The organism is Mesorhizobium sp. P2_F8 (assembly GCF_056403655.1).
This window is the reverse complement of sequence record NZ_JBFUFB010000016.1, coordinates 17,399-33,967: the sequence shown is the minus strand read 5'-3', so window position 1 is coordinate 33,967 and position 16,569 is coordinate 17,399. Positions and strand designations below refer to the sequence as shown.

General features: G+C 63.5%; 13 protein-coding genes. 5 read left to right on the top strand and 8 right to left on the bottom strand.

Annotation, left to right across the window (positions count from 1 at the left end):
* Window positions 1-2: 2 nt before the first annotated feature.
* From AC1DZP_RS29810 to thrC, 3 genes are read right to left on the bottom strand one after another with little or no spacing between them, the layout of a single operon-like run.
* Window positions 3-599, bottom strand: coding sequence for a GNAT family N-acetyltransferase (locus AC1DZP_RS29810; protein WP_457155230.1), 597 nt, complete (start codon window positions 597-599; stop codon window positions 3-5).
* A gap of 15 nt (window positions 600-614) precedes the next feature.
* Window positions 615-1,907 carry a M16 family metallopeptidase gene (locus tag AC1DZP_RS29805; RefSeq protein WP_095091948.1) on the bottom strand — a complete coding sequence of 431 codons (1,293 nt, stop codon included), beginning with the start codon at window positions 1,905-1,907 and terminating at the stop codon, window positions 615-617.
* A gap of 14 nt (window positions 1,908-1,921) precedes the next feature.
* On the bottom strand, window positions 1,922-3,319 hold the full coding sequence (gene thrC / locus AC1DZP_RS29800) for a threonine synthase (RefSeq protein WP_477307350.1): 1,398 nt from the start codon (window positions 3,317-3,319) through the stop codon (window positions 1,922-1,924).
* A 127-nt stretch (window positions 3,320-3,446) separates the two neighbouring features.
* On the opposite strand from thrC, the gene AC1DZP_RS29795 reads away from it, so the two are divergent.
* Window positions 3,447-4,187 carry a hypothetical protein gene (locus AC1DZP_RS29795; RefSeq protein WP_477226035.1) on the top strand — a complete coding sequence of 247 codons (741 nt, stop codon included), beginning with the start codon at window positions 3,447-3,449 and terminating at the stop codon, window positions 4,185-4,187.
* A 23-nt stretch (window positions 4,188-4,210) separates the two neighbouring features.
* Here the strand turns inward: AC1DZP_RS29795 and AC1DZP_RS29790 are convergent, their stop codons facing one another.
* Window positions 4,211-4,900, bottom strand: coding sequence for an HAD family hydrolase (locus tag AC1DZP_RS29790; RefSeq protein ID WP_477307348.1), 690 nt, complete (start codon window positions 4,898-4,900; stop codon window positions 4,211-4,213).
* 174 nt (window positions 4,901-5,074) lie between these two features.
* On the opposite strand from AC1DZP_RS29790, the gene AC1DZP_RS29785 reads away from it, so the two are divergent.
* Window positions 5,075-6,208 (top strand): DNA methyltransferase, encoded by a 1,134-nt coding sequence (locus AC1DZP_RS29785; RefSeq protein WP_477307346.1) that lies wholly within the window; start codon window positions 5,075-5,077, stop codon window positions 6,206-6,208.
* A 66-nt stretch (window positions 6,209-6,274) separates the two neighbouring features.
* Here AC1DZP_RS29785 and AC1DZP_RS29780 read toward each other — a convergent pair whose 3' ends face one another.
* Window positions 6,275-6,886 (bottom strand): HAD family hydrolase, encoded by a 612-nt coding sequence (locus AC1DZP_RS29780; protein ID WP_477307344.1) that lies wholly within the window; start codon window positions 6,884-6,886, stop codon window positions 6,275-6,277.
* Window positions 6,879-8,012 carry an A/G-specific adenine glycosylase gene (mutY, locus tag AC1DZP_RS29775; protein WP_477307342.1) on the bottom strand — a complete coding sequence of 378 codons (1,134 nt, stop codon included), beginning with the start codon at window positions 8,010-8,012 and terminating at the stop codon, window positions 6,879-6,881. The genes AC1DZP_RS29780 and mutY overlap by 8 nt, the downstream gene beginning before the upstream one ends.
* Before the next feature lie 48 nt (window positions 8,013-8,060).
* On the opposite strand from mutY, the gene AC1DZP_RS29770 reads away from it, so the two are divergent.
* The 3 genes from AC1DZP_RS29770 to smc all read left to right on the top strand — a co-directional run bounded on the left by AC1DZP_RS29770 (window position 8,061) and on the right by smc (window position 13,011).
* On the top strand, window positions 8,061-8,561 hold the full coding sequence (locus AC1DZP_RS29770) for a DUF721 domain-containing protein (RefSeq protein ID WP_477307340.1): 501 nt from the start codon (window positions 8,061-8,063) through the stop codon (window positions 8,559-8,561).
* Window positions 8,562-8,703: 142 nt separating this feature from the next.
* Window positions 8,704-9,447, top strand: coding sequence for a DsbA family protein (locus AC1DZP_RS29765; RefSeq protein ID WP_095091955.1), 744 nt, complete (start codon window positions 8,704-8,706; stop codon window positions 9,445-9,447).
* Between the two features lie 105 nt (window positions 9,448-9,552).
* Window positions 9,553-13,011, top strand: coding sequence for a chromosome segregation protein SMC (smc, locus tag AC1DZP_RS29760; protein WP_477307338.1), 3,459 nt, complete (start codon window positions 9,553-9,555; stop codon window positions 13,009-13,011).
* Between the two features lie 127 nt (window positions 13,012-13,138).
* Here smc and AC1DZP_RS29755 read toward each other — a convergent pair whose 3' ends face one another.
* The gene (locus AC1DZP_RS29755; protein WP_477307336.1) at window positions 13,139-15,229 is read right to left on the bottom strand and encodes an O-antigen ligase family protein; all 2,091 of its coding nucleotides are present in this window, start codon (window positions 15,227-15,229) and stop codon (window positions 13,139-13,141) included.
* A gap of 464 nt (window positions 15,230-15,693) precedes the next feature.
* Window positions 15,694-16,374: a Crp/Fnr family transcriptional regulator gene (locus tag AC1DZP_RS29750; protein ID WP_477307334.1), complete on the bottom strand. Its 681-nt coding sequence runs from the start codon at window positions 16,372-16,374 to the stop codon at window positions 15,694-15,696.
* Between the last annotated feature and the right edge of the window lie 195 nt (window positions 16,375-16,569).

The following is a 16,569-nucleotide window of genomic DNA, read 5'->3' as shown; positions in this document are numbered from 1 at the left end:
GATCAGTCCTTCGTTCCAGCGCCCGGCGGATCGTCCGAGATCCGGGCGTAGAGGTAGTGGTCCTGCCAGATGCCGTTGATCCTGAGATAGGATCGCAGAAGTCCTTCGCGCCGGAATCCGGCTTTTTCAAGCACGCGGATCGACCGGGCGTTGTCGGGAATACAGGCCGCTTCGATCCGGTGCAACCTCAGCGTATCGAAGGCGAAGCGCGTCACCACCTTGACCGCGTCGGTCATCAGGCCACGACCGCCAAAGCGCTCGCCGATCCAATAGCCGACATGGCCGCTTTGCGAGACGCCATGGCGTATGTTGCCGAGCGTGATGCCGCCCGCCAGCTTGCCGCTGCTCTTTTCGAAGATGAAGAAGGCGATCGCGGTTCCCTGCGCATAGTCTTCGCGGTAGCGGCTGATGCGCAGCCGCCAGGCGGTGCGGTCGAGTTCGTCGGGAGTCCAGCGTGGCTCCCATGGCTCGAGAAAGGCACGGCTTTCGCCACGCACCGCCGCCCATTCGCGATAGTCATTCGTGAAGGGCACGCGCAGCATGACGTAGTCACCCTTCAGCGCCGGCAGGTCACGGCGAAAGAAAGGGAGCGCGAACACGACGCTTTGAGGGGCTTAGACGGCGAGCTTGCGGGTCGCGGTCTGCGTGCCTGCAAGCGAATCGAGGATCGCCTCGTATGGCGCCAGCGTACCCACAGGCCCGACAGCTGTAAGCGTCGGCTTGGTCGAGAACAGCCGCGACGACAGGTCGGTCAGCCGCTCGATCGTGAGCGCCGACAGCCGTTCCATCAGTTCCTCCTTGGCGATCGGCCGGCCGAACAGAAGCAGCTGCCGTGCGATCTGCGAGGCTCGGCTGGCCGGGCTTTCGGCGGACATGATCAGCCCGGCGCGATATTGGGCGCGCGCCCGGTCGAGTTCTTCCTGCAGGATCTTCTCGCCGGCCTTCTGCAGTTCGTCGATGATGACCGGCACCAGTTCGGCGATGTCGCTCTGGCCGGTCGCGGCATGGACGCCGAAGACGCCGGTGTCGGAAAAGCCCCAGTGGAAGGCATAGACCGAGTAGCACAGGCCGCGCTTTTCGCGGACTTCCTGGAAAAGACGCGACGACATGCCGCCGCCGAGGATCATCGACAGCACCTGCGAGGCATAGAAGTCGCGCACATGATAGGCGCGGCCCTCGAAGCCCAGCACGATCTGCGCGTCCATCAGGTCGCGGTCCTCACGGAAGTCGCCGCCGACATATTGCGCATATTGCGGGATGGTGCTGTCGGCCTTGCTGCGGAAGCCGCCCAGTTGTTTTTCGACCTCGCGCACGAAGTTGTCGTGCTTGATGTCGCCGGCAGCGACGATCACCATGCGCTCTGCGCCGTATTGCCGCTCGATGAAATCGTGCAACTGCTTCGAGGTGAAGGATTTGACAGTTTCCGGCGTGCCCAGGATCGAGCGGCCGATCGTCTGGTGGCGGAAGGCTGTCTCGGTGAAACGGTCGAAGACGATGTCGTCGGGCGTGTCGTGTGCGGCGCCGATCTCCTGCAGGATCACATGCTGCTCGCGTTCGAGCTCCTGCGGGTCGAACTCGGACTCCTGCAGGATGTCGGCAAGAATGTCGACGGCCAGCGGCACGTCGTCGGACAGCACCCTGGCATAGTAGGAGGTGGTCTCGACGCTGGTGGCGGCGTTGATCTCGCCGCCGACGTCCTCGATCTCCGAGGCGATTTCGAAAGCGCTTCGCCTTTTCGTGCCCTTGAACGCCATGTGCTCGAGCAGATGGGCCATGCCATGCTCTTCGTCACGTTCATTGCGGGCACCTGACTTGACCCAGGCACCAAGGGCAACCGATTCGATGCTTTGAAGGGTTTCGGTGGCGACTGTCAGGCCGTTCGACAGACGGCTTACCTCAACACCCATATGGCTACTACTCCCTAACGCGCCGCCCGCGCGCGGCGGCCGACGTAATCTTCCACCATTTTCAGGTCGGATGGAAGTACCGTGTATTTTTCCTCCGATGTCATCAACCCACCTAGCCATGCGGGCAGTGCGGGCGAGACGCCGCTGGCGGCTTCGACTGCGGCCGGGAACTTTGCCGGATGGGCGGTCCCAAGCACCACCATCGGCACCGCGCCTGAAGCCTTGCCCGCCGCGACATGCACGGCTGCCGCGGTGTGCGGATCGAGCAGGTAGTTGCTGCCGGCGAGCGTCGAACGGATGGTGGCGGCGACCTCGTCCATGGTTGCGCGGCCGGCATCGAATTCCGACCGCATCCCAGAGATTTGCTGGGTTTCGATGGTGAAAGCGCCCGACTGCTTGAGACCGTCCATGTAGCGCCGCACGGTCGCGGCGTCACGGTTGGAAGCCTCGAACAGCAGGCGTTCGAAATTCGACGACACCTGGATGTCCATCGACGGCGAAGTGGTCGCAAAGACGCCTTTGGTGCGGTATTCGCCGGTTGCGAAAGTGCGCGCCAGGATGTCGTTGTCGTTGGTGGCGATGATCAGCCGCTCGATCGGCAGGCCCATCTTCTTGGCGGCATAGCCGGCGAAGATATCGCCGAAATTACCTGTCGGCACCGTGAAGGAGACCGGCCTGTCCGGCGCGCCCAGCGACAGCGCCGAGGAGAAATAATAGACGATCTGGGCCATGATGCGGGCCCAGTTGATCGAATTGACGCCCGACAGCGCAACCCGGTCGCGAAAGCCGTGATCGTTGAACATGTCCTTGAGCAGGCCCTGGCAATCGTCGAAATTGCCTTCGATCGCCAGCGCATGAACATTTTGCGCGGTCGACGTCGTCATCTGCCGCTGCTGCACCGGCGAGACGCGGCCATGCGGGAAAAGGATGAAGATGTCGGTGCGGCTGCGCCCGGCAAAGGCATCGATGGCGGCGCCGCCGGTATCGCCCGAGGTGGCGCCGACGATGGTGGCGTGCTGGTCGCGTTCGGCAAGCACATGGTCCATCAGCCGGGCCAGAAGCTGCATCGCCACGTCCTTGAAGGCGAGAGTCGGCCCGTGGAAGAGTTCCAGGATGAAGGTGTTGGGGCCGGTCTGCACCAACGGGCAGACGGCCTCGTGGCGGAAGGTGGCATAGGCTTCGCGAACCAGGCGCTCGAAGACGGGCGCCGGGATTTCGTCGCCAAGGAAGGGCGACAGCACGCGGATTGCAAGATCAGGATAGGCAAGGCCGCGCATGGCGCGGATCTCGGCAGCGGAAAACTGCGGCCACTCGCGCGGCACGTAGAGCCCGCCGTCGCGCGCCAGTCCGGCCAGCACAGCGTCGGAAAATCCAAGCACGGGCGCTTCGCCGCGGGTACTCACATAGTGCATGTCACAAATCCGTTACCGCTGGGTTTTCCGTTCACCACAAGGTGGTTAATTTCTGCGCTGGCTCAGTCGCATTTTTGCCGCGCGGTTGATATACGTCACCAGCTTTGCGAGAGGGAAGTGCAGTTTGATGGCGTTTCGTACATTCAGTGGCCGCTTTTTGGCGGGTCTTGCGCTTACCGGCTTTATGCTCGCCGCCGCCGGCTGCCAATCGAGCGACAATGGCATCCTGGACCTCGGCTTCGGCAAGAAGGATCCGACAGCGCCGCCGCCGCCACAGGATCCCAAGGTCCTGTCTAGCCAGTTGCAGGCCTATTGCCCCAGAGTGACGGTGCGCGACGGCACGGCCTTCTTCAACACCTATGCCAAGGGCGTGCAGAAGCCCAAGTCGAAGCCCATGCGCAAGCCGAGGAACCAGGCCGAGGCCGAGCAGCAGGCGCAGGAGGCGCAGGCCGCGGCCGACGCGGCCGCGACCGCGCCCGACGAGTCTGCGAACATCATCTACCAGGCGTCGATCAGCGACGTGACCCGTGATTGCCTGCGCGCCAACGGGCAGTTGACGATGAAGATCGCGGTCGCCGGCAAGGTTGTGCCCGGACCGAAATTTTCCCCCGGCACCATCACCATGCCGATCCGTATCGCGGTGATGCATGGCACGGATGTTCTCTACTCGCAGATCCATCCGTATCAGATCCAGGTCACCGACCCGTCGGTCGCGACGCAGTTTGTCTTCACAGATTCCAATGTCGTCGTGCCCGAACCGTCGGCGCAGGACTATCAGGCCTTTGCCGGATATGATGAAAACGCGCCAAAGGGGACGACGGACAAGCCGAAGAAGAATCACAAGAAGAAGGCTGTCGCGACGAACTAGTCTCGCGTCGAGACGCACGTCTCTCAGGCGTCAGCCGACCACTCCGACAGCGCGGCGATCACGCTTTTCAGCTCCGCCCAGCGCCGAATGACCGTCTCGGCGCCGGCTTCCGTCAAGGCGTCGGCATGGCCGGGGTAGCTGTGGCCGGCGCCGGTGAAGCCGATCACGCGCATGCCGGCCGTCCTGGCGCCATGGACGCCGTGCACGGAATCCTCGATGACGAATGTGTTCGCCGGGTTGGCGTTGAGTTTCTCCGCCGCGAACAGGAACACGTCGGGCGCCGGTTTGGTCTTCTTGCTTGGTATCTCCAGGGCCGAAAAGATCCGGCCGGCGAAATACGGCAGCAGCAGCACTTTCTCCAGCATGAATTCGATCCGCTCGGAACGCGAATTCGAACAGACGCAGTGCGGCACGGTGACCGCGGCGACCGCCTCGCGCGCGCCGTCGATGGCGCGGACGTCGCTGCGCAACTTGCGATCAACGAGGTCTTCGGCGCGGTCGATCAGCGAGGCCTGGAACGGGATGCTGGATTTCTCCTCGACCCGCATCATGATGTCCTTGAAGGTCAGTCCGGCGTAGGTCTCGGCGAGTTCCTCAGGCGATATTTCGTAGCCGGCCAAGGTCAGCAGTTCCGCCTCGACCCGCGCGGCGACGATTTCGGAATCGACGAGCACGCCGTCGCAATCGAAGATGACAAGGTCTGGCTGGGGCATGGTGATCCGGACAATGGTAGGATGAAGAGGCCTGGGAAGGCTCAGGCGGCGCGGCATACACCAACAGGGCCGTCTTCGCAAATTTGGAGATCCGCGGTGGCCTTCACCGAATATTTACGCTGATCGGTAACCATAACAGAGAGTAAAACTGTAACGCGTGCCTTGGGTGTCAGAATGTCTGCCGTGCGTCTTCTCGACGAGCTATCCCACGCCCCCCAGCAATCCGAATGGCTGGACACGATCCTCAAGGGTGACTGCGTTGCCGCGCTCGATCGGCTGCCGGAAAAGTCGATCGACGTCATTTTCGCCGATCCGCCCTACAATCTTCAGCTCGATGGTGACCTGCACCGGCCCGACCAGTCGAAGGTCGATGCCGTCGACGACGATTGGGACCAGTTCGAGAGCTTCGAGGCCTACGACGCCTTCACCCGCGCCTGGCTGCTGGCGGCGCGGCGGGTGCTGAAGCCCAATGGCACCATCTGGGTCATCGGCTCTTATCACAACATCTTCCGGGTCGGCGCCAAGATGCAGGACCTGGGCTTCTGGATCCTCAACGACGTCGTCTGGCGCAAGACCAATCCGATGCCGAATTTCCGTGGCCGCCGGTTCCAGAATGCGCATGAGACGATGATCTGGGCGTCGCGCGACCAGAAGGGCAAGGGCTACACCTTCAACTACGAAGCCATGAAGGCCTCGAACGACGACATCCAGATGCGCTCCGACTGGCTGTTTCCGATCTGCACCGGCGGCGAGCGGCTGAAGAACGACAATGGCGACAAGCTGCATCCGACGCAGAAGCCGGAAGCGCTGCTCGCTCGCATCATGATGGCCTCGACCAAACCGGGCGACATCGTGCTCGACCCGTTCTTCGGCTCAGGCACCACCGGCGCGGTGGCCAAGCGGCTTGGCCGCCATTTCGTCGGCATCGAGCGCGAGCAGGCCTATATCGATGCCGCCAACGAGCGCATCGACGCGGTGCGGCCGCTGGACGGCGCCGACCTGACCGTGCTCACCGGCAAGCGCGCCGAGCCGCGCGTCGCCTTCGTCAGCCTCATCGACACCGGGCTAATGGCTCCGGGCGCCACGCTCTACGACGCCAAGAAGCGCTGGGCGGCCAAGGTGCGCGCCGACGGCACCGTGGCGATCGGCGACAGTGCCGGCTCGATCCACAAGATCGGCGCCGAAGTGCAGGGCCTGGATGCCTGCAACGGCTGGACCTTCTGGCACTATGAGCGCAGCGGCGGCCTGACCCCGATCGACGAGCTTCGCCGCATTGCCCGGCTCGGCATGGAGCGGGCAGGGGCCTGAACCCCTGCCAATTGCCACCATTCTCGCTGACTCAAGGTATCAACGGATCGCCGGAAGCGATTCAAATCACGCCATGATTCCGAGGCGTTCAAGGTCTGCCTGAAGCGTCTTGGCATCGGTGAACAGCACCGCTTGCCAGCCGGCCGCCTTGGCGCCGTCGACGTTCTTCTGGCTGTCGTCGATGAACAGCGTGGCCGACGGCTCGAGCCCGAACGCGGCGACGTGATGATCGTAGATGCCGCGATCCGGCTTGATCATCCCGACTTCGCCGGAGATGGTGACGCCGCGTGGCCGTTCGAGAAAATCGAAGCGTTTGCGCGCCTCGGCCAGCGTGTCGGTGGCGAAATTGGTCAGCATGGTCACGTCGTGGCCGCTCTCGATAAGGCCGACCATGATGGCGACACTGTCGTCATAGGCGTGCGGAACCATGTCGTGCCAGTGGCGGCGGAAATTGCGGATGTTTTCCGCGTGATCGGGATGCTCCGCAATCAGCAGCGCCTCGGCCTCTTGCCATGTCCGGCCGCGATCCTGCTCGATGTTCCAGTCATGCGTGCAGACATTGTCGAAGAACCACTTTCTCTCTTCGGCATCCGGAATGAGGCGGCTGAACGGAATATTCGGATCGTAGTGGATCAGCACCCTGCCGATGTCGAAAACGATGTGGCGGATTTCAGTCATGGGGCCTCTTTGCACTGTGTGGCGACGGTTTTTTCGTCGCGCCGGGTATCGCAGCCTCGATTGCCTTTTTCATGACAGTGGGCAGCGCTTCGCCCGAAATGTCTGATGGCAGCGACCAGAAATGGCCGGCCGGCGTCTCGCCATTCGTGTGGGCGAGGAACACGTCGAGCTCGAGCGCGAAGTGCGTGAAAACATGGGCGATCCGCCCCGTGGGCTTCCAGTTGCCGGGAAAGGGTGCCGCCGCTTGCGTGGTGGCGCCGTCGATCCGCGCTGTCCAGGCGGTCGTCGGCACTTCGGTCATGCCGCCAAGCAGGCCTTTCTCCGCCCGTTTGCGCAGGAGAACGGCGCCGTCGCCCCGCACGGCGACGAAGGCCGCACCGCGCCGCAGGGGCTTGTCGGCCTTGGGCAGCCGCACCGGGAAATGTTCGGGGTCCCCTGAACCCACCGCGCTGCAATCTTCGCGCAGCGGGCACAGCATGCAGCGCGGCCGGCGTGGCGTGCAGATCGTGGCGCCGAGATCCATCATCGCCTGCGCGAAATCGCCCGGCCTTGTCCCGGGCACCATACGCTCGACATGGGCGCGTATCTCGGCCTTGGCTTCGCTCAGCGGCGTTGTGATCGAAAACAGCCGGGAGATGACGCGTTCGACATTACCGTCGACGACGGCGGCGGGGCGGTCGAAGGCGATCGCCGTGATCGCCGCCGATGTATAGGCACCGATGCCGGGCAGTTCCCTGAGGCCGGCCTCCGTGTCGGGAAACCGGCCGCCACGCTGGGCCACCAGGTCGGCACAGGCCTTCAGATTGCGCGCGCGGGAATAGTAGCCGAGTCCGGCCCAGGCCTTCATCACGTCCTCGGTCGGTGCCGCGGCAAGCGCCCCGACATCAGGCCATTTCTCGACGAAGACGCGAAAATAGGCCTTCACCGCTTCGACAGTGGTTTGCTGCAGCATGACTTCAGACAGCCAGATACGGTAGGGATCGGGCCTCACGCCGCGCGCATGCTCACGCGGCGTGATGCGCCACGGCAACTCGCGATGATGCACATCGTACCAGCCGAGCAGGCGGGGCGCGATGTCGGCACCGAATGGGGGTGTGGTCTTGCGGGTCAGGTCTGCTGGTGCCATTGATCGGGAATTGGCCTTGGCCGATGCTGGTGAGGCTGGAGAACGTACATGGCAGGGAGAACGCCCTACGGCAATCCCGTCCCGGTCAGCGATCTTGCGACCAAAATCCTCGACCCGGTGCTGCGCAAGCGGGCCGGCATTTCGATCGGTCTCGTCCAGTCGTGGGAAGAGATCGCCGGGCCACGCCTTGCCAGCCGCTCGCGTCCCGAAAAGATCCAGTGGCCGCGCCGCATGCATGAAGACGATCCGTTCGAGCCGGCGGTGCTGGTCATAGCTTGCGAAGGCATGGCGGCGCTGCACCTACAGCACGAGACCGGCGAGATCATCAACCGGGTCAATGCCTTCCTCGGTTTCACCGCCATCAGCCGGATCAGGATCCTGCAGAAGCCGGTGACAGCGGACCAAGGAAAGCGCAGACCGACCTTCAGGCCGCTGACCGCGGCCGAGAAGACGAAATTGTCCTCGACCGTCGGCCTGGTCGACGATGATGGGCTGCGCGCTTCGCTGGAAAGGCTTGGCGCCACCATTCTGGGCGAAAGGAAGTCATAGATTTGTCGTCAATATCTCGCATTCGTGATCGCCCCTGTCAGGTTTGGCGATTGGATTGGGGATGGAGATGCCTTAATTCGCGCCAACTCTCGCCTTTTCGTGCCTTTGCATTGCAAAATCCAACTCTTGTCAGGTGATTCGTATGAACCGTCCCCCGTTTGGCCAAAGCTTGTCTCGCAGAAACGTCCTGACTTCGCTGGCCGCCATTCCGGCGGTCGCCCTGCTCGCCGCCTGCAGCGACTCTGACGAGCAAGCCAAGGCGGCGGATGTAAAGCCCGCGGACCCGGCCGCGCCTGCGAAGCCGGCCACGCCGGCCGCCGCGACTGCACCGGAAGCCCAGGGTACCGTGGATATGGCTGAACTGCTGAAGCCGGGTGCGCTGCCCGACAAGCAGCTTGGCAAGGACGACGCCAAGGTGACCATCGTCGAATACGCCTCGATGACCTGCCCGCATTGCGCGCATTTCGCCGAGACCACTTTTCCGGACCTGAAGACCAAGTACATCGACACCGGCAAGGCCCGCTACATCCTGCGCGAATTCCCGTTCGATCCGAGCGCGGAAGCCGGATTCATGCTGGCGCGTTGCGCCAAGGATAACTATTTCCCCATGGTGGACGTGCTGTTCAGGCAGCAGGCGAACTGGGTTGGAGTGCCTAATACCAAGGATGCGCTGCTGCAGATCTCCAAGCTGGCCGGTTTTACACAGGAGTCCTTCGAGGCCTGCTTGACGGACCAGAAACTTCTGGACGATGTGAGATCGGTCCAAAAGCGCGGCGCCAATGAATTCAAGGTCGACTCGACACCGACCTTCTTCATCAACGGTAAGACCTACAAGGGGGCGATGTCGATTGCGGAAATGTCGGCCATCATCGACCCTCTGCTCTGACGCTCAGGCAGCATCGAAGCGGCCGCGCCCGACGCCGGTCGCCCATTTGCCTTGCCGTGGAAACCGCGGCACACTTTTGCTGAATCCGCTTAGCGGGCGGCGCGAATGAAGTTTTCGCGCCTTCGCCTCCTTGGTTTCAAGTCCTTCGTCGAGCCCGGCGAGTTCGTCATCGAACGCGGCCTGACGGGCATTGTCGGGCCGAATGGCTGCGGCAAGTCGAACCTGGTCGAGGCGCTGCGCTGGGTAATGGGCGAAAGCTCCTACAAGAACATGCGCGCGTCCGGGATGGACGACGTCATCTTTTCCGGCTCGGGCACGCGCCCGGCACGCAACACCGCCGAAGTCACGCTTTTCCTCGACAACAGCGACCGCTCGGCGCCCGCTGCCTTCAACGATGCCGACGAGTTGCAGGTGTCGCGCCGGATCGAACGCGAGGCGGGCTCGCTCTATCGCATCAACGGCAAGGAAGCGCGCGCCAAAGATGTCCAGCTCCTGTTTGCCGACCAGTCGACCGGCGCGCGGTCGCCATCGATGGTCGGGCAGGGCCGCATCGGCGAGCTGATCCAGGCCAAGCCGCAGGCGCGCCGCGCCTTGCTCGAAGAGGCTGCCGGCATTTCCGGCCTGCACACCCGTCGCCACGAGGCCGAGTTGCGGCTGAAGGCGGCCGAGCAGAACCTGGAGCGCCTGGACGACGTCGTCGGCGAGCTGGAAAGCCAGATCGAAAGTCTGAAGCGCCAGGCGCGCCAGGCGTCACGCTTCAAGAACCTGTCGGCCGATATCCGCAAGGCGGAAGCGACGCTGCTGCATCTGCGCTGGACACTGGCCAAGACACAGGAAGGCGAGGCGCGCTCGGCGCTGGCTGTTGCCACCGCCCTGGTCGGTGACCGCGCCGCAGCCCAGATGGCCGCCGCAAGGGAGCAAGGCATTGGCGCCCACCGCCTGCCGGAGCTGCGCGACGCGGAAGCCGCCGCTGCCGCCGCCTTCCAGCGCCTGTCGATCGCCAAGTCGCAGATCGAGGAGGAAGCCGGCCGCATCCGCGCCCGTCAGGGCGAACTCGAGCGCCGGCTGCAACAACTCGACGGCGACATTGCGCGCGAGGAACGCATGGTCCGCGACAATGCGGATATTCTTGAGCGCCTTCGCACCGAAGAAGCCGCGCTCAATTCCGAAAATGCCGGTGCTGCCGAGCGCGAAGCCAGCACCCGCGCGGCTTTCGAACAGGCAGCATCGACGCTTTCGGCAAGCGAAGCCAAACTCGCCGCGCTGACCGCCGAGCGGGCCGAGGCCGCCGCCTCGCGCAACCAGATCGAACGGACGCTGCGCGACACCGCCGAGCGCCGCGACCGTTTCGGCCGTCAGCTTGCCGATGTCGACCGGGAACTGTCTGATATCCTCTCCAAGGTCGCCGGCCTGCCGGATCCGGCCGAGAAGCGCATGCTGGTCGAACAGGCGATGGCGCTGCTGGATGAGGCCGAGGCTGCCGTGGCGCAGGCCGAGCAATCGGTCATCGATGCCCGTGCCACCGAAAGCGCGGCCCGGCCGCCGCTGCAGGACGCCAGGGCCGAGCTGGCACGGATCGAGACCGAAGCACGCACGCTGGCCAAGATACTGAATGCCGCCAGCGGCGATCTCTTCCCGGCGGTATTGGAGCAGATCAGCGTCGAGCGTGGCTTCGAGACGGCACTAGGTGCTGCGCTTGGCGAAGACCTCGACGTGCCGCTCGACCGCAGCGCACCGGTGCATTGGGGCGAAAGCGAGATCCAGCCCGGCGACGCGGCTCTGCCTGAAGGCGTCAGGAGCCTTGCCAGCGTCGTTCACGCGCCGGCACAGCTTGCCCGCCGCCTGGCGCAGATCGGTATCGTTGTATCAGGCGATGGCCGCCGGCTGCAGGCGCTTCTTGCTCCCGGCCAGCGGCTGGTCAGCCGCGAGGGCGCGCTCTGGCGCTGGGACGGCTTTACCGCCAGTGCCGATGCGCCCACCGCGGCCGCGCAAAGGCTGGCGCAGAAGAACCGGCTGGCCGAACTTGATGCCGAAGCGGTGCAGGCGACGCTCGTCCTGCGCCAGGCCGAGGAGGCACTGGCCCAGGCCGAACACGCGCTTCGCCTGGCGAGCGAGACCGAGCGCAACGCGCGCCAGGCCGGGCGTGACGCCCAGCATCGGCTGGACGCCGCCCGCAACGCACTGGCCGAGGCTGAAAAGGCCGGCGGCGAATTGGCGAGCCGGCGCGCGGCCCTGGATGAGGCGCGCGCCCGTATCGTCGACAGCCATGAGGAGACTTCGGCGGCCTTCGCCGAAGCCGAAATGCTGCTGCAGGACGCGCCCGATCTAGGCGATTTGCAATTGCAGCTCGAACAGTCCGCGGCCAATGTCGCCCGCGATCGCGCCACGCTTGCCGATGCGCGTGCCGTGCATGAGGGGCTGCGCCGCGAAGCCGAGGCGCGCACGCGCCGGCTCAATGCCATTGGCGCCGAGCGCAGCAACTGGCTGGAGCGGGCCGAGAACGCCTCGACGCAGATCGCATCGCTTGGCGAACGCAAGGCCGAGGCCGAGGCCGAACGCGAGCGGCTGGCCGATGCGCCCGATGAAATCGACGCCAAGCGGCGCGCCTTGCTGTCACAGCTGACGGAGGCCGAGACCTTGCGCAAGGCGGCGGCCGACCGTCTGCAGGAAGCGGAAAACCGGCAATCCGAAATGGACAAGGCGGCCACCGGCGCCATCCAGTCGCTGGCCGAGGCGCGCGAGACCCGCGTCCGCACCGAAGAACGGCTGACCGCGGCCGACGAACGCCGGCTGGAGGTCGAGGCGCGCATCCAGGAAACGCTGAACACGCCACCGCACCTGGTCATCCGCCACACCGGTCTGGAGGCCGACAGCCCGATGCCCGAAATGGCCGAGATCGAGCGTCAGCTCGACCGGCTGAAGATCGAGCGCGAACGGCTCGGCGCCGTCAATCTGCGTGCCGAGGAGGAACAGAAAGAGCTTTCCGACCGGCTGGAGACGATCGTGTCGGAGCGCGAAGACATCATCGAGGCGATCCGCAAGCTCCGGCAAGCGATCCAGAGCCTGAACCGCGAAGGCCGCGAGCGGTTGCTTGCCGCCTTCGACGTGGTCAACAGCCATTTCCAGCGGCTGTTCTCGCATCTGTTCGGCGGCGGCACGGCGGAATTGCAGCTGATCGAATCCGACGATCCGCTCGAGGCCGGGCTTGAAATCCTGGCCCGCCCGCCCGGCAAAAAGCCGCAGACCATGACGCTGCTGTCCGGTGGCGAGCAGGCGTTGACGGCGATGTCGCTGATCTTTGCCGTGTTCCTGACCAATCCGGCGCCGATCTGCGTGCTCGACGAAGTCGACGCACCGCTCGACGATCACAATGTCGAGCGTTTCTGCAATCTGATGGACGAGATGGCCGCCACCACCGAGACTCGTTTCGTCATCATCACCCACAACCCGATCACCATGGCGCGCATGAACCGGCTGTTCGGCGTCACGATGGCCGAGCAGGGCGTCAGCCAGCTCGTGTCGGTCGACCTGCAGGCCGCCGAAGCGATGCGCGAAGCAAGCTGAGCCGCCGCGCGACGCGCCGGCGATCTAAAGCGCGTCGCGTTGAAACGGATTCAGGCGCCGCGCTTCAAGTCTTTGTTTTTATGCATGTCGTTGCCCCAAGCTCGGGGCCGCCTTTGGGCGACATGCATCAAAAATAGGTTCTCGGCTCGACAAGGTTCTTCTGCTGGCGAAGATAGAAACAATAGAAGCCGAATGCGGCAGCGAGCCACATGAAGGCCTCGCCGATAGCCAGCCGGTTGTTCGAATTGCTGAGGACGGTGAGGGCGAAGAAGACCAACGTTGAGATGTAGCAGGGCCATACGGCCGGAGCGACAAGCTTGGACCGCACGGCCAGCAGGACCTGCCTGGACGACCAGGCGTAGAGAAAGCCGAAGAACGCCAGCCCGACCACGCCGTAGCGCACGGCTATCTCCAGATAGCCGTTGTGGAAGACGTTGAAGATCATGGGGTGGTAGGTTCTGTTCTGCCATTCGGTGAGCCAGCTGGAACTGGCTCCGAAGATCGGGTGGCGTTTCCAGACCTCGATCGCATCGGCCCACAGCATCAGCCGTTCCCTGGCCGCAACTGGAACCGTATTGCTCGCGATGGCGCGGTCGAAGGCCGGGAGGACGCCATGGCTCAAAGCATCCGAAACCAGGTTCTTGACGAAGATCATGGTGTCGCCGGCGGTGGACCAGAAGATGTTGTGCATGGCGACAACGCTGGCTGCAACGATTGCCAGCACGCCGCCTCCGATCATCAGCTCGCGGCGATGACCTCTCGCCAGCGTCATGATCGCCAGCAGGAGCAGGACGAGCGCGAGCGCAAGCCAGACGCCCTTCGACCGCAGCGCAACGATGTTGGCGAAGGCAAACAGCAGAACGGCTGTCGACAGCGCCCAGTGCAGGATCCTGGATACCTTGTTCAGGTCCGTTCTTTGGGCCGTGTATGCCATGAATTGCAGCGTGCAAAGGAAGATGAAACCAGCCGCCACCGACGCGTGAATGGGATTGTTGAACAGCCAAGGCTCCGGTCTGGTTCCGTGAAGGATGTCCGAATAGCCGGTGTCCGCCGCCAGGAAGACAAGACTGAGGACCATGAACCAGAGGACGAGCTGCCCAGGCCGCCTGACAAACAGCAAGAGGGCGAAGCCGGTCGTCGCATAAAACAGCGGAAACAGGTAGATGCCTTCGGCGGCACCCAACTGGTGGGTGCCGAAATAGACGATCGCCAGTCGGATGAAGACATAGAGCGACCAGCCCAGGCAGAGACCGCCGACCCATCCGATCAGTGGCTTGCTGTAGGTCCACAGGTCCTGCCTGAACCAGCGGATGGCTGCGACCGCGGCGAGCGCTATCCCCGCGAAGCGGTAAGTGTCAGCCTCGCGCCAGACCGCGGAGGCCATGGCGAGAATGGCGAATACCGCAAGGACCAGAAGCACTGTGTAGCGCGGCGCGTCGGCCCTGGCATAATCCGGAATTTCGCGCGGCAAGGGCGGCCGCAGCAGGACGTGATGCAGGCGGCTCAACTCGTCCTTGGCCCGGAACGCCCCAGCGTCCAGCCGGCTCGGCCAGGCAAGCCGCGCGAATTTGTAGCTGCCCGAGGGGCCGGCTATGCCGGAAATCTTGCTGCTGGCGGCGAAGCCGAGCACGTTTTTGCGGACCGAATAGACTTTCAGGCCGGTATCCCAAAATCGTTCGAGTGCGACGTCCCACGGCATTTTCATCACCGCGAGCGCCGACAACAGCCCTTGCGCGCCCTCCCGCGTCACCAGATAGGCCGCGGCCGAGCCCTGCGGGCCATGCAGCGCGCGACCGATCTCGTCGCCTTCCGTCGTCTCGACGGCGCGCATGAAGAAGCTCATGCGATGGTTGTTTAGCTTGATGACGTCGAAATCCGGCACCGCGGCGATGATGGCCTCGATGCGCCGCATGGTGTTTTCGCTGAAGAGGACGTCGTCCTCGACAATCAGGCCATAGGCGCTGCCACCGGCCAGGAACGTTTCCAGCGCGTGGATATGGCTGCGGTAACAGGCATATTCGCCGGGCAGAATGTCGCGCCCGCTCAACTTGCGCGCGGTTGGAAGATCGATCTCCGTCCAGTCCGCCTTGGCAAGCGCGCGGCCGTCGATAGCCGCAATGCGCTGCAAGGTCAGGCCGGCCGCTTCGGCGCTGGCGAGCAATTCGCTCCAGCGACCGGTCTCGCGATCGAGGTTGATGGCGAAGATGGGAAGGTTCATTGAAGTTCCATTTTGACCGCCACCCGTCTTGGTGGAATCTTCGATGACCTTGTATGGAAAAGAGGGAGATGTTCAAGGCTATACTGTTGAGGCCATGTGCATGCTTTCGGACGGCCAGCTTGAAGAGATCGTCCGAGTTCGCTTGAGCCATCACATGGCCACCACGCATCATGGTCGCCGAAAGGCGGTGCTGAGTGGGGCGGACGATGCACAAGCCCTCCGTGCATGACTATGAAATACGGGGGCCGGCGCGTCCGCTTGCGGGGGGTGCGGGACGGACGCGCCGACGTCACCAACAACGCCGAGCCATCTTTCTGACTCGCACGACCGCGGTCGGTACGCCGGCAGTCATGCCGTTGCCTCGCCGAGATGGTCTTAGGTTGTAGGTCCGGTCCGGAGGGTGGGACCGCCCCTAAAATATAACATCCGCGCAGGTGACTTGGCTGTTCCACACAGAACAGTCCTCAACGGTCCCTGTCCCTTAGGTGAGGATTGTCGTGCAGGACCACGTTCAGGAGGGAGTTATGAACCTCCAGATCTCCATTGTAATGGATGAACCCGAGCTTGCGGAACTTGTTCATGAACGTGCTGACGCGCGACCTGGTGGTGCCAACCATCTCCGCGAGCGTCTCCTGGCTTATCTTCGGGATGACAGGCTGAGGGTTCCCCTCCCTGCCAAAGTTTGCCATCAGAAGGAGCAATCTCGCCAGACGCTTCTCACTCGAATTGAAAAGCTGGTCTACCAGGTCCTCTTCGACGCGGGCGTTCCTCGCCAGCAAATAGGACATGAACATCTCTGAGAACTTCGGCTCCTCCCGCAGCACCCGCGTGATTGATGCTTTATCAAGCCGCGTAATGACGCTGTCCAACATCGCGGAAACTGTAGCCAACCGCAGCGGCTGGCCGGACAAGCAGCCTTCGCCGAAGAAATCCCCGCTCTCATGGAGAGCGACGATCGCTTCTTTGCCCTGCTCCGATACGATGCAGACTTTGACCTTGCCCTTCTGGATGTAGAAGACGGCATCCGCCAGGTCGCCCTGCGAATAGACAGTCTCATTCTTGCGATACGTCGCCACAGTCCTTCCGCCGTCGACCGTATTGAGGAAGACGTTCACGTTGAATGGGCGCTTGTCGGTCCTGGCCACGACGGGTCTCAACTTCGGTAAGGTGATATTTTAGCGCAGGTCGCGCGTTCGGAAAATCACCTGGATTAATGAGGGCAGCCCGCTTCGGCGGCTATCATGCCACACGTGTGAACTGGCCCTGGTCATTGGCCAGACAGATCATAAATCGCTGCGGCCCTATCCGAGAGATGATGATGTTCCAGCATGGACCCGGAA